Annotated in this window: 10 protein-coding genes; 2 read left to right on the top strand and 8 right to left on the bottom strand. The window is 67.3% G+C overall.

The annotated features are described in order from the left end of the window. Positions 1-256: 256 nt before the first annotated feature. From guaA to folD, 3 genes are all read right to left on the bottom strand, one after another. Positions 257-1,822: a glutamine-hydrolyzing GMP synthase gene (gene guaA, locus E4A48_RS06410; RefSeq protein ID WP_039009840.1), complete on the bottom strand. Its 1,566-nt coding sequence runs from the start codon at positions 1,820-1,822 to the stop codon at positions 257-259. 153 nt (positions 1,823-1,975) lie between these two features. Next, positions 1,976-3,433: an IMP dehydrogenase gene (gene guaB / locus E4A48_RS06405; protein ID WP_009602247.1), complete on the bottom strand. Its 1,458-nt coding sequence runs from the start codon at positions 3,431-3,433 to the stop codon at positions 1,976-1,978. Between the two features lie 150 nt (positions 3,434-3,583). Then, entirely contained in the window at positions 3,584-4,504 is a 921-nt protein-coding gene (folD, locus tag E4A48_RS06400) for a bifunctional methylenetetrahydrofolate dehydrogenase/methenyltetrahydrofolate cyclohydrolase FolD (RefSeq protein ID WP_142742069.1), read from the bottom strand. 51 nt (positions 4,505-4,555) lie between these two features. On the opposite strand from folD, the gene E4A48_RS06395 reads away from it, so the two are divergent. Both E4A48_RS06395 and E4A48_RS20940 read left to right on the top strand, forming a co-directional pair. Next, positions 4,556-4,852 carry a DUF1244 domain-containing protein gene (locus tag E4A48_RS06395; RefSeq protein ID WP_039009837.1) on the top strand — a complete coding sequence of 99 codons (297 nt, stop codon included), beginning with the start codon at positions 4,556-4,558 and terminating at the stop codon, positions 4,850-4,852. 94 nt (positions 4,853-4,946) lie between these two features. Further along, entirely contained in the window at positions 4,947-5,624 is a 678-nt protein-coding gene (locus E4A48_RS20940; protein ID WP_312845576.1) for an alpha/beta hydrolase, read from the top strand. Positions 5,625-5,732: 108 nt separating this feature from the next. Here E4A48_RS20940 and E4A48_RS06385 read toward each other — a convergent pair whose 3' ends face one another. The 5 genes from E4A48_RS06385 to E4A48_RS06365 form a co-directional block, all read right to left on the bottom strand. Next, the gene (locus E4A48_RS06385) at positions 5,733-6,119 is read right to left on the bottom strand and encodes a DUF3325 domain-containing protein (protein ID WP_039009831.1); all 387 of its coding nucleotides are present in this window, start codon (positions 6,117-6,119) and stop codon (positions 5,733-5,735) included. Then, the gene (locus E4A48_RS06380) at positions 6,112-7,779 is read right to left on the bottom strand and encodes a PepSY-associated TM helix domain-containing protein (protein ID WP_142742068.1); all 1,668 of its coding nucleotides are present in this window, start codon (positions 7,777-7,779) and stop codon (positions 6,112-6,114) included. The genes E4A48_RS06385 and E4A48_RS06380 overlap by 8 nt, the downstream gene beginning before the upstream one ends. A 28-nt stretch (positions 7,780-7,807) precedes the next feature. Next, complete coding sequence (locus tag E4A48_RS06375; RefSeq protein WP_052235161.1) at positions 7,808-8,125, bottom strand: hypothetical protein; 318 nt, start codon at positions 8,123-8,125, stop codon at positions 7,808-7,810. Positions 8,126-8,162: 37 nt separating this feature from the next. Beyond that, positions 8,163-10,304, bottom strand: coding sequence for a TonB-dependent siderophore receptor (locus E4A48_RS06370; RefSeq protein WP_142742067.1), 2,142 nt, complete (start codon positions 10,302-10,304; stop codon positions 8,163-8,165). Positions 10,305-10,812: 508 nt separating this feature from the next. Continuing rightward, positions 10,813-12,657: a monovalent cation:proton antiporter-2 (CPA2) family protein gene (locus E4A48_RS06365; protein ID WP_039009824.1), complete on the bottom strand. Its 1,845-nt coding sequence runs from the start codon at positions 12,655-12,657 to the stop codon at positions 10,813-10,815. Positions 12,658-12,671 lie beyond the last annotated feature (14 nt).

Genomic DNA, 12,671 nt, shown 5'->3' with positions numbered 1-12,671 from the left:
TTTCACGTTAAAAATATTTAAAATCAATGAGTTAGATTGACTCAATACCATGAATTTATCGTCAAAATCAGCATGGTATTGAGTGCCGAACATGGCATCAGTTCAAATCGTACTATCCAACATGCCATAAAAACGGGGTGCTTGGCGATGCGAAAATTTGCCAGATGGTGCTAGGTAGAAAACGAAAAAAGCCCGCTGTTACGCGGGCTTAGAGGTGTTTTATGCTCTTTGGTGCCGGTCTATGTCGGACATGGGATCATTCCCACTCGATCGTCGCCGGCGGCTTGCCGGAGATGTCGTAGACCACGCGCGAGACGCCGCGCAATTCGTTGATGATGCGGTTGGAGACGGTGCCGAGGAAGTCGTACGGCAAGTGCGCCCAGTGCGCGGTCATGAAGTCGATGGTTTCCACCGCGCGCAGCGCGATCACCCATTCGTAGGCGCGCGCGTCGCCGACCACGCCCACCGACTTGACCGGCAGGAACACCGCGAACGCCTGGCTGGTCTTGTCATACAGTTCGGCCTTGCGAAGCTCTTCGATGAAAATCGCATCGGCCTTGGCCAGCAGCTCGGCGTACTCGCGCTTCACTTCGCCGAGGATGCGCACGCCCAGGCCGGGACCGGGGAACGGATGGCGGTAGACCATCGTGCGCGGCAGGCCGAGTTCCACGCCCAGGCGCCGCACTTCGTCCTTGAACAGCTCGCGCAACGGCTCGACCAGGCCCAGTTTCATGTGCTCGGGCAGGCCGCCGACGTTGTGATGGCTCTTGATCACGTGCGCCTTGCCGGTCTTGCTGCCGGCCGACTCGATCACGTCCGGATAGATGGTTCCCTGCGCCAGCCACTTGGCGTTGGCCAGTTTGTTCGACTCCTCGTCGAAGATCTCCACGAACAGGTTGCCGATGATCTTGCGCTTGGCCTCCGGGTCGCTGACGTCGGCCAGGGCGTCGAAATAGCGGTCGGCGGCGTTGACCCGGATCACCTTGACGCCCATGTGCTCGGCGAACATCGCCATCACCTGGTCGCCTTCCTGCCAGCGTAGCAGGCCAGTATCGACGAACACGCAGGTCAGCTTGTCGCCGATCGCCTTGTGCAGCAACGCGGCGACCACCGACGAATCCACGCCGCCGGACAGGCCCAGGATCACCTCGTCGTCGCCGACCTTGGCGCGCACGCGCGCGATCTGGTCGTCGATGATGTTGGCCGCGGTCCACAGGGTCTCGCAGCCGCAGACGTCGACCACGAATCGGCGCAGCAGGGTCTGGCCCTGCAGGGTATGGGTGACTTCCGGATGGAACTGCACGCCATACCAGCGCTTGGCCTCGTTGGCCATCGCCGCGACCGGGATGCGCTCGGTCACCGCGGTGATGGTGAAGCCAGGCGGCACCTTGGAGACGTGGTCGCCGTGGCTCATCCACACGTTCAGGCGCGCGGCGCCGGGGTGGTCGCTGAGGCCGGAGAACAGCGCGTCGGGCGCGATCACCTCCACTTCGGCATGGCCGAACTCGCGCTGGTCAGCCGCCTCGGTGGCGCCGCCCAGCTGCGCGGCCAGGGTCTGCATGCCGTAGCAGATGCCGAACACCGGCAGGCCGCTGTCGAACACTTGCTGCGGCGCGACCGGCGCGCCCGGCAGCGTGGTCGATTCGGGGCCGCCGGACAGGATGATGCCCTTGGCGCCGAAGCCGGCGATCTCGGCAGGATCGTGGTCCCAGGCCCAGATCTCGCAGTAGACCCCCAGTTCGCGGATGCGCCGCGCGATCAGCTGCGTGTACTGCGCGCCGAAATCGAGGATGAGGATCTTGTCGCTGTGGATGTTTGACATCGGGACTCGGGACTCGGGACTCGGGACTCGGGACTCGGGATCCCGCGATCCGGTAGCGATCGACGATGAAGAAACGGCGAGGAGGAATCGCTTCGTCCGTCGCCGTCCAACTGCTGTGCCGAGTCCCGAGTCCCGAGTCCCGAGTCCCGGCACTTACCCCATGCGATAGTTCGGCGGTTCCTTGGTGATCTGCACGTCGTGCACATGGCTCTCGCGCTGGCCTGCACCGGTGATGGTGACGAACCTGGGCTTGGTGCGCATGTCCTCGATGGTCGCGCAGCCCACGTAGCCCATCGTGGCGCGCAGGCCGCCAACCAACTGGTGGATGATGCCGCTGAGCGGGCCGCGGTACGGCACGCGGCCTTCGATGCCTTCCGGCACCAGCTTGTCGGCGTCGGAGGCGTCCTGGAAATACCGGTCCTTGCTGCCCTTCTCCATCGCGCCCAGGCTGCCCATGCCGCGGTAGCTCTTGTAGCTGCGGCCCTGGAACAGTTCGACCTCGCCCGGGGCTTCCTCGGTGCCGGCGAACAGGCCGCCGACCATCACCGTGGAGGCGCCGGCGACCAGCGCCTTGCCGATGTCGCCCGAGTAGCGGATGCCGCCGTCGGCGATCAGCGGGATACGGTCCTGCAGCGCCTCGGCGACCATGTCCACCGCGGTGATCTGCGGCACGCCGACACCGGCGACCACGCGCGTGGTGCAGATCGAGCCCGGACCCACGCCGACCTTGACCGCGTCGGCGCCGGCGTCCATCAACGCCAGCGCGGCATCGCCGGTAACGATGTTGCCGCCGATCACCTGTAGCTGCGGATAGGTCTTCTTGACCCAGGCCACGCGGTCGATCACGCCCTGCGAGTGGCCGTGCGCGGTATCGACGATGACCACGTCCACGCCCGCCGCGGCCAGCAGTTCGATGCGCTGCTCGGTGTCGCCGCCAACGCCGACCGCTGCGCCGACCAGCAGGCGCGTGGAAGCGTCCTTGGCGGCGTTGGGGTTGTCGGTCTTCTTCTGGATGTCCTTGACCGTGATCAGGCCGCGCAGCTCGAAGCTGTCGTTGACCACCAGGATCTTCTCGATGCGGTTGCGATGCAGCAGCTGCAGCACTTCCTCGTCGCTGGCGCCTTCGCGCACGGTGATCAGGCGATCCTTCTTGGTCATGATGTGGCGGACCGGATCGTCGAGCTTCTTCTCGAAGCGCATGTCGCGGCTGGTGACGATGCCGACCAGCTCGCTGCCATCGACCACCGGCACGCCGGAGATGTTGCGCGCGCGGGTCAGTTTCAGCACTTCGCCGATGGTCGTTTCCGGACCGACGGTGAACGGCTCGGTGATCACGCCCGCTTCGAACTTCTTGACCTTGGCCACTTCCGCCGCTTGCTGCGCCGGGGTCAGGTTCTTGTGGATGATGCCGATGCCGCCGAGCTGGGCCATGGCCACCGCGAGGCGGTGTTCGGTCACCGTGTCCATCGCCGCCGACAGGATCGGCAATTTCAGGCGCAGGTCGCGGGTCAGCCGGGTTTCCAGGCTGACGTCCTTCGGCAGGACGATCGAATGAGCGGGGACGAGCGAAACGTCGTCGTAGGTAAGAGCTTCAGCCTGGATGCGCAGCATCGGCGGACCCGAATGTGGGGAAGCGCGGCATTTTAACCTGAAAGGCGGGGCGTAGGCTATGGGAGGAGAAGCCTAGACCGGGGACCCGAAGAACGTCTCTCGGTCAAGCCACATGTATCGGCCGCCGGTGCTTCGGCTCGAACGTTGCTTTTACCGGGTCCCCGGTCCCCTGTCCCAGGTCCCGGCAACACCAGCCCCATCCGCCGCTTCGATCGTGTTCTGCATCAACGTCGCCACGGTCATCGGCCCGACTCCACCCGGCACCGGGGTGATCCAGCTGGCGCGCTGCGTGGCCGCGTCGAAGCCGACGTCGCCGACCAGGCGGCCGTCGTCGAGGCGGTTGATGCCGACATCGATCACCACCGCGCCGGGCTTGACCCATTCGCCCGGGATCAGGCCGGGACGGCCCACCGCCACCACCAGGATGTCGGCATCGCGCACGCGGGCCTGCAGCACCTCCGGCGGGGTGAACTTGTGGCAGCAACTCACCGTGCAGCCCGCGATCAGCAGTTCCAGCGCCATCGGCCGGCCGACGTGGTTGCTGACCCCGACGATAGTGGCGTTGCGGCCGCGCACCGGCTGGTCGGTATGCCCGAGCAGAGTGACGATGCCGCGCGGGGTGCACGGGCGCAGGCCGAATTCGCGCAGCGCCAGGTGGCCGACGTTCTCCGGATGGAAACCGTCCACGTCCTTGCGCGGGTCGATGCGGTGGATCAGCCGGCTGGCGTCGGGAATGCCCGGCAGCGGCAGTTGCACCAGGATGCCGTGGATCTTGGGATCGGCATTGAGGCGGTCGATCAGCGCCAGCAGCTCGGCTTCGCCGGTACCGGCCGGCAGATCGTAGTCGAACGCCTCGATGCCGACCTTTTCCGCCGCGCGGCGCTTGTTGCGCACGTACACAGTGGAGGCTGGATCGCCGCCGACCAGTACCACCGCCAGGCCCGGCCGCGGCTGCCCGCCCGCCAGCCGCGCATCGACCCGCAGCTTGAGCTGGTCGAGCAGTTCGTCGGCGATGCGCCGCCCGTCGAGGATGCGGGCCGGAACGGAGGAGGCGGGCGCGGAATCGGTCATCGAGGCGAGCGGGTGTAGAGTCTGGGGACCCCCATTGTCCCCGATTCCGCCATGACCGACACCACCCGCATCGAGGCCGCCGCGTTCCGGCGGCTGCTGCAGCACCTCAACCAGGACCGCAGCGACGTGCAGAACATCGATCTGATGATCCTGGCCGGCTTCTGCCGCAACTGCCTGGCCGACTGGTACCGCGAGGCGGCGTCCGCCGAAGGCGAGACGCTGAGCAAGGAACAGGCGCGCGAACGCGTCTACGGCATGCCGTTCGCCGACTGGAAGGCGCAGTTCCAGGCCGAAGCCACGCCGGACCAACTGGCGGCCTTCGCCGACGCGCAACGCCGACACGCATAGATGCTGCGTCACCTGGGCATCGTGGCGGCGATCGCGGCCGTCGCCTACCTGGTGGTCTGCGCGCTGCTCTACCTGGGCCAGCGCAACTTGCTGTATTTCCCGCAGGCGACCCGCGTGGCGGCCGCCCAGACCGATTTCACCCTGCAGCGCAGCCCGGCATTGCGCCTGCGCGGTTGGCAGCTCAATCCCGGCCGCGACAAGGTCTTGCTGTACTTCGGCGGCAACGCCGAGGACCTGCGCCAGGCACGCGCAGCTAGCGCCGCTGCTGCCCGACTACAGCGGGTACCTGCTGGCCTACCGCGGCTACGGCGCCAGCGACGGCACGCCGAACGAAGCGGCGCTGATCGGCGATGCGCTGGCGCTTTACGACCACGTGCGCGCCGCGAAGCCGCACGCCGAGATCGCGGTGCTCGGGCGCAGCCTGGGCAGCGGCGTGGCCAGCCAGCTGGCGGCGTGGCGGCCGCTGGCGCGGCTGGTGCTGGTCACCCCGTTCGACAGCCTGGCCGCGGCCGCGCAGGCGCACTACCCGTGGGCGCCGGTGCGCTGGCTGCTGCGCGACCGCTACGACTCGGCGAGTGCGCTGCGCGGCTACCGAGGCTCCTTGCTGGTACTGCGCGCCGGGCGCGACCAAGCGATACCCGCATCGAGCACGCAGCGCCTACTCGATGCGTTGCCGCAGCAGCCCAAGCTGGTCGCCCTGCCCCACGCCGGACACGACGACCTCAATGCCGACCCGCGCTATGCGCAGGCGCTGCGCGCATTCCTGCACTGAGGTGCGTCTCCCGGATGGTCCGGAGCAGCGTCTGTTTTCCTGGGGTGCGCAACGGCGCGTTGTCGGCTGGGCCTGCGGGCGACGCGTCAATGGAACGGCGCCTGGCGCCTATCGGTCCTGTGGAGGATGGCTGCGCCGCTGCGCGCGTGCCTCGCCCGCGTGGCCCGGCAACGGAGGCGTCCACGGAACGAGCACACGCAGCAAATGCGGGCGCCAGGCCAGGGTCAAGGCGACGAGCAGCGAGGCGCCGGTCAGGGCCATCACCCAGACCAGGGCCGCCATGGACGCATGATCGACCGTCAGGCACAGCCCCAGCGCCACGACGAGCCCGGACGCGCCCATCCAGCGCAGCACGCGCGCCGCACGCAGCGACAGAACGCCGCCCAGGACCTGCTGCGCGTGCGCCTGCATCGATAGCGCCAGCCAACCCATGCCGGCCACGCTGACGAGTAAGGCCGCCGCCAACAGGCAGGCCGTGGAAATGGGGTCAGGCACGTGCAGGCTCCTCGACCGGTGAACGCGGCTGCGCGATGAGCGCGTGCCGTCCCAGCCTGCGTGCGGCCACAAACGCCACCGCGGCGCTGGACAGCAGGAACAGGTCGATGCCGGCGACCGGCCAGTAGCCGGCAGCGATCGTACGCACGAGGTGGTCGCCGGTGGTGATCCAGTTCAACGCCACCGCGGCCAACGCGCCCGCGCCGATCGCCCAGCACTGTTCGCGCCAGGCGGGATTGGCCAGCCCCTGCGCGACAGCCGCGCTGCGCCAGGTCGCGTGCAGCAGCGCCAGCATCCAGGTCGCCCAGAACGCCCAGCGCTCCCAATCGCCGCGCGCAGGCAGGTTTTCCGGCAGCAAGCGGTTAGCCATCAGGATTCCCAGCGCCGCCAGCACCATACCGGTCACCATGGTCACTGCCAGCGCATCGACGATACGTGCGCCCTGGCTGCCCTGCTCGGCATGCTGGCGCTTGCGTTTCTCGACGAAGAACACGAAGCCAGTCGCGATGCACACCGCGCCAGCCAGTCCGCCCAGCACGTAGAACCAGCGCAGCAGCCAATGGCGGAAGTGCTGCAGGTGCAGCCCGGTGAGGAACTCGCTGACGCGCCCGACCGGCGTGGTCGGCGGGTCTTCCCTGATCAGCTCGCCGCTGGACGCCTTGAAGTGCACGCCGTCGCCGATCAGCGCGATGCGGTCGGTGCCGGCGCGGTACACGCTGACGTAGCCGTTTGCGTCGCCCACGTGCTGCAGCACCAGGAACCCGACTTCGCCAGCCTTGCCCTTGGCCTGCCAGCGGCGCTGGGCTTCGGCGACCATCGCATCTACCGGCGCCAGGCCCGCGGGCACGCCGGCGCGGTCGTGCGGTAGCCCGTTTTCGCGCGCTTTCAGCTGCTCGTGCAGGTCGTGCAGTTCGTGCAGTTGGGTATGGCCGACCGGGAAGTAGTAGCTGCTGGCGAAGATCACCAGCCCGGTAAAGGCGAAGAAGAAGTGGAACGGCAGCGCCACCACACCGGTGAGGTTATGCAGGTCGAGCACGCTGCGCAGCCGCGCCTTGCCCGGACGGAAGGTGAAGAACTCGCGGAACAGTTTGCGGTGCATCACCACACCGCTGACCAGCGCGACGAGCATCATCAGCGCCGAGAACCCGACGATCCAGATGCCCAGATTCTTCCAGTCAAGCGTCAAGCTGTAGTGCATCGGGTAGAAGAATTCGCTGCCGAGCTTGAGGCGGTCGTCGGGCAACGCGCTGCCATTGCGCGGATCGATGGTGCTGTAGGCCCAGATGGCTTCTTCCGGGTCCTTGGCGTTGGGCACGTCGTAGCCGGCATACAGCGCCAGCACCGGGTCGCGGTGGGTGGTGTAGGCGCTCCAGCTGACCACCGTGTCGAAGCGTTCGGGCATGCCGCCGTCCACGCGCGGGCGCATCGCGTCGATGGCCTTGGGCGTCGGCCGCATCCGCTCGAACGCCGGGCGCAGCACGCGCTCGAACGAGGGCATGGGCTGCGGCTCGAAGCGCGTGGCCGGGATCGCCCAGCGGTCAATCTCGCGGTCGAACACCGACAGCGCGCCGAAGAAGAACGCGGCCATGAGCACGAAGCCCAGGAGCAGGCCGAACCAGGTGTGCAGCCAGGCCATGGATTGACGGAAGCTCTGGAACACGACTATCTCCGTTTCAAGGTGGGCACATTCAAGCCAGCAACGATTGCACATACGAAGCGCCGGCGGCCATCAGCGCAGCGGCGCCCAGCAGCACCGCCCAGACCCGCGCCAGGCGCCGCGCCGCGATCGCCCACAGGAACGCCACGAGGTAGGCGAGCAGGCCGGCGACGGCGCCCAGGAACTCGGCATCATGGAAATCCAGGTCGGCGGCGGACAGCACCGCGGTGACCGCAGCGACCGTTCCCCATGCGAAGGCATAGCCGCCGAGCACCGCCGCGGCGATGCGCGAGGCCAGGCGCAGGCGCGGGGCGGCGAAGGGAGCGGGAGTTGTGGCGGTGCGGGGCATGGCGTCGGCTGTGGGCTGTGCGTGGGTCGGAGCGGGGTCAGAACCGCCAGTTCAAGCTGAGCGTGTAGGCGCGCGGCGCGCCGTAGTAGCCGCTGTAGCGCAAGGTATTGATGTACTTCTCGTCGGCGATGTTGTTGGCAATGAGGCGCACCGTCGCGTTGGGCAGGAAATCCCAGGCGACGAAGCCGTTGAACAGCGCATAGCTGCCCTGGCGCACGGTGAACCCGTTGCTCTCCACGTTGGAGATGTCGCTCTGCCAGCGTCCGCCGATCCCGAAGGACAGCGCGGTGTAGCTGGGCAGGCGTGCGCTGAGCATCAGGTTGGCGGTGCGCCGAGGCACCCAGCGGTAGGTGTCGTCGCCGTCCTGGCCGGTCAGCTTCAGCGCGGTGTAGCCGAACACCACGTCGAGGTCGTCGCTGAGCTTGCCGGTCGCCTCAAGTTCCACGCCCTTGGACTCGACATCGACGCCGGTGTAGTAGAACTGGCCGATCGCGTTGTAGCCGGCGCCGGTGGCCAGCCCGTTCTGCTCGGCCTTGAACACGGCCAGCGTGGTCAGCAGGCGCTGGTCCAGCCAGTCGGCCTTGACGCCGATTTCGTAGTTCGAACCCTTGGTCGGATCCAGGTAACGGCCGCTCGCGTCGGACTGGCTCTGCGGCTGGTAGATGTCCGAATAGCTGGCGTAGCCGAGCACGTGTTCGTTGAAGTCGAACGTCAGCCCCGCGTACGGGCTGGTCTTGCTCTCGGTCTGGTCGAAGACCACGCCGTAGTTGACGCCGTCGCGGTGGTATTGGGCGTAGTTGAAGCCGACCACGGCCTTCAGCCGGTCGCTCAGCGCCAGCCGGGCCGCGCCATAGGCGCGCTTGAGCCGCTCGTCCAGGGTGCTGTACATGGAACTGCCGCCCCACACCGGCTCGGCGACGGCGTCGCCCGGCCACGGGAAGCTGGGCATGGCGAGATAGCCGCAAGGGGCGGTGCCGCACGTCGCCTGGGCATACTCCCGATTAATGTTCTCGCCCCTGGACCAGTTCGCCCCCATCATCACTTCCTGGTCGCGGCCGAACAGCTGGAAATGGCCGTTGAGCGTGGCCGCGCCCAGGTCGGCGGTCAGTTCGTCCTTGCCGCCCCATGGATAGCCGTACAAACCCAGTTGGGTACCCGGCTCCAGGCCGGTGCCGGCCAGGTCGGTGGCGTAGAACAGCTTGTCGTCGTTGCGGATGTCGCGGCGGTTGTAGGACAGCTTCAGCAGCCAGTCCGGGCCGAACTGGTGCGTGTACTCGACGAATGCGGTCTGGGTGGTGGTGTTCCAGTAGGTCCAGTCCTGCGTGGTCGAGGCACTGCGGCTCCATTCGGCCTGGGTGCCATCGCTGTACATGAAGGCCAGCGCGCCCCACATGTTGCCGTCGGTCTGCGCGTGCTGCCAGGAGTAGCCGAACGTCAACGTGCCGTTCTCGCCGATCTGCCCGTCGACCACGCCATAGAAGAAATCGCGCTGGTCGTCCTTACCGCGCAGATAGGAACCTCCTTCCTCGTGGGCCGCCACCACGCGGCCGGCCCAGCGGCCGTCGGCGGTGAACGGGGTCGAATAGTCCAGCTCTTCGCGCGTGGTGCCCCACGCGCCATCGCTCACGCCGACTGTCCCTCGCGGATCGTTGGTCGGGCGCTTGCGCACGTAGTTGATCGTGCCGGCGGCATTGCCCACGCCGGTCAACAGACCGTTGGCGCCGCGGATCACTTCCAGCTTCTCATAGCCGAAGGTGTCCACCGCGCCGGTGACGATGCCCCAGCCGTTGGGCAGGCCGACGCCGTCGATCTGGGTGTTGGCGATATCGAAGCCGCGCGCGGTGAAGTTGGTGCGGTTCGTCTCCCATTCCTCGACCTGGATGCCGGTGGCCAGGCGCAGCGCCTCGTTGAGGCTGTCGGTGCCGAACTGCTCCATTTGCGCGGCGCTGACCACGCTGATCGACTGCGGCGTGTCCTTGATGTCCAGGTCCAGGTTGGTCGCGCCGTTGCTGACCCGGCTGGCGCGCTGGGAGACGACCAGCACCGCGTCCAGGTCGGTGGCCGCAGTGTCGGCGCGGCCGCCCTGCGCGCCGGCCGCAGCTTCCTGCGGCGCGGCGAGTGCGGCGCCATACAGGCACGCCAGGCCAAGGCCGATGGCAACGGCCAGGTGTCCGCGCATGCATGGCGACGGATTCTTGTACGCATTGGCGGATTGCAGCCGACTGGAATTGTTTGAGCGCATTGGCCTGTCTGGGGCGAAGAAAGAAATCGGTGAGTGCGGCCAGGGCACCGAGCAAGCGGGCTTTCAGGAAGCGGCGCGTGGTCGATGCGGATGCGTGGAAACCCGATAATTGCGATTAAGAATGATTCGCATTTTATAGACAAATTCGGCTGCCCGTCAATCGCTCTTCCAGCCAACGCGCCGCACAATGCCACGGCGGGACAAGCGCCCCCCCCACTACCCGGCTGGCGTCATGGCGAATCGTCAGGAACCGCCTGTGCTTTCGGAACCTCTCTGCGGCACTAGAGCGATGACCTCCGGCCTTCATCTCCATCGTAAAAAGACCGGGCGCGGCCGGGCTGCGTTCGCCCCAACCCTACGGGACTTTTTTCCGGACGGATCTTTGGCGTCGACCGCTTGCCGGGCGTATGAAGCGCGGCGTCACGTTGCCGACAGAGGCCCTGCCCTAGCCATCCCGGCCCGACGACGCATCTTTCGGCAACGGTGCCGGATTGAGCGTGCGACTCTCGCGCCGCGGCTGGGTGAACGGGGTCGGCTTGGGCACCGCCGCGGCGATATTGCCGTACATCAATCCGCTGCCCGCACGTACGTCGCCAGCAGCGATTTCCAACTCTAGGCGCTCGGCGTCGCGACGGCGGATCTCGCGGGCGATGCCCGCGGCCTCGTCTCGGTCCATGCCCAGTTCGGTCAGTGCGGCCTGGCCGAATTCCACCGCCGATTCGAAGGTCTCGCGGATCTGGTAGTCCACCCCGGCGGCGATCAGCTTCAGCGAATGCTCACGGTCGTAGGAACGCACCAGCAGCTTGGCGTGCGGAAATTCTTGCGTGGCCAGCTCGACGATGCGGCTGGCCGCCTCGCGGTTGTCGATGCACACCGCGATCGCGCGCACGCTGTGCGCACCGGAAGCATGCAGCACGTCAAGCCGGGTGCCATCGCCGTAGTAGATCTTGAAGCCGAACTCGGCCGCGCTCTGGATCATCTCGATGTCGTTGTCGATGATGGTCACGTCCACGTCGCGCGCCAGCAGCGACTGGCTGGCGACCTGGCCGAAGCGGCCGAAACCGATGATCAACACGCTGCCGGTCAGCCCGTCGGCCGCCTCCACGCCGTCCAGCGACGGCACTTCCACCGGCGCCCAGCGCCGGTACAGCAGCACGAACAGCGGGGTCAGCGCCATCGACAGCACCACGATTGCGGTCAGGTTGGCATTGACCTGCGCATCGATGACCCCAGCCGCGCCGGCGGCGGCGAACAGTACGAACGCGAACTCGCCGCCCTGCGCCATCAGCACGCCGCGGTCCAGCGCCTGCGCGTGGCCGCTGCCGGTGAGCCGCGCGACCAGATAGATGCATGCGGCCTTGGCCGCCATGAAGGCGAGCACGCCGCTCAGGATCAGCGTCCAGTTCGCCGCCACCACCGCCAGGTTCAGGGCCATGCCCACGCCGAGGAAGAACAGCCCCAGCAGGATGCCGCGGAATGGCTCGATGTCGGCCTCGATCTGGTGGCGGAAAGTGGATTCGGACAACAGCACCCCGGCAAGGAACGCGCCCATCGCCATCGACAGCCCGCCGAGCTGCATCAGCAATGCCGCGCCCAGTACCACCAGCAATGCCGCCGCGGTCATCACCTCACGCGCCTTGGCCGCGGCCAGCAGGCGGAACAGCGGGTTCAGCAGCCAGCGTCCGGCCACCAGCAAGCCGACGATGGCCGCCGCGCCGATGCCGATGCCGATCCAGCGCGAAGGCGCATCGGCTGCGACCGGCACCGGCGCCATCCACGCCACTACCGCCAGCAGCGGCACGATCAGCAAGTCCTCGAACAACAGGATCGCGACGATCTTCTGCCCCACCGGCAACGCGATGTCGCCGCGCTCGCCGAGCAACTGCATTACCACCGCGGTGGAGGTGAGGACGAAGCCGGACGCGGCGATGAACGCCACCGGCAAGGACAGCCCCAGCGCCAGCCCGACCCCGGTCAGCACCGTCGCGCAGACCACGATCTGCGCCGTGCCCAGGCCGAAGATCTGCTTGCGCAGGCTCCACAGGTGCGAGGGCCGCATCTCCAGCCCGATCACGAACAGGAACATCACCACGCCCAGCTCGGCAACGTGCAGGATCGCCTGCGGATCGGCGAACCAGCCCAGTCCGAACGGCCCGATCGCCAGGCCCGCGGCCAGATAGCCGAGCACCGAGCCCAGGCCCAGGCGGCGGAACACCGGCACCGCGACCACCGCGGCGCCGAGCAGCGCCACCACCTTGATCAATTCACTACTGTCGGCTGCGCTGGTCATGCTCAGATTCTACG

Origin of the sequence: Xanthomonas translucens pv. cerealis (assembly GCF_006838285.1) — a bacterium.
Classification (GTDB): domain Bacteria; phylum Pseudomonadota; class Gammaproteobacteria; order Xanthomonadales; family Xanthomonadaceae; genus Xanthomonas_A; species Xanthomonas_A cerealis.
The sequence above is the reverse complement of the archived record's forward strand: the minus strand, read 5'-3'. Positions and strand labels throughout refer to the sequence as shown.

Bases quoted from the DNA above. Each gene is read 5' to 3' on its own strand.
- guaA (WP_039009840.1), bottom strand. From the start codon at position 1,822: ATGTCAAACATCCACAGCGACAAGATCCTCATCCTCGATTTCGGCGCG.
- guaB (WP_009602247.1), bottom strand. From the start codon at position 3,433: ATGCTGCGCATCCAGGCTGAAGCTCTTACCTACGACGACGTTTCGCTC.
- folD (WP_142742069.1), bottom strand. From the start codon at position 4,504: ATGACCGATTCCGCGCCCGCCTCCTCCGTTCCGGCCCGCATCCTCGAC.
- E4A48_RS06395 (WP_039009837.1), top strand. From the start codon at position 4,556: ATGACCGACACCACCCGCATCGAGGCCGCCGCGTTCCGGCGGCTGCTG.
- E4A48_RS06375 (WP_052235161.1), bottom strand. From the start codon at position 8,125: ATGCCCCGCACCGCCACAACTCCCGCTCCCTTCGCCGCCCCGCGCCTG.
- E4A48_RS06370 (WP_142742067.1), bottom strand. From the start codon at position 10,304: ATGCGCGGACACCTGGCCGTTGCCATCGGCCTTGGCCTGGCGTGCCTG.
- E4A48_RS06365 (WP_039009824.1), bottom strand. From the start codon at position 12,657: ATGACCAGCGCAGCCGACAGTAGTGAATTGATCAAGGTGGTGGCGCTG.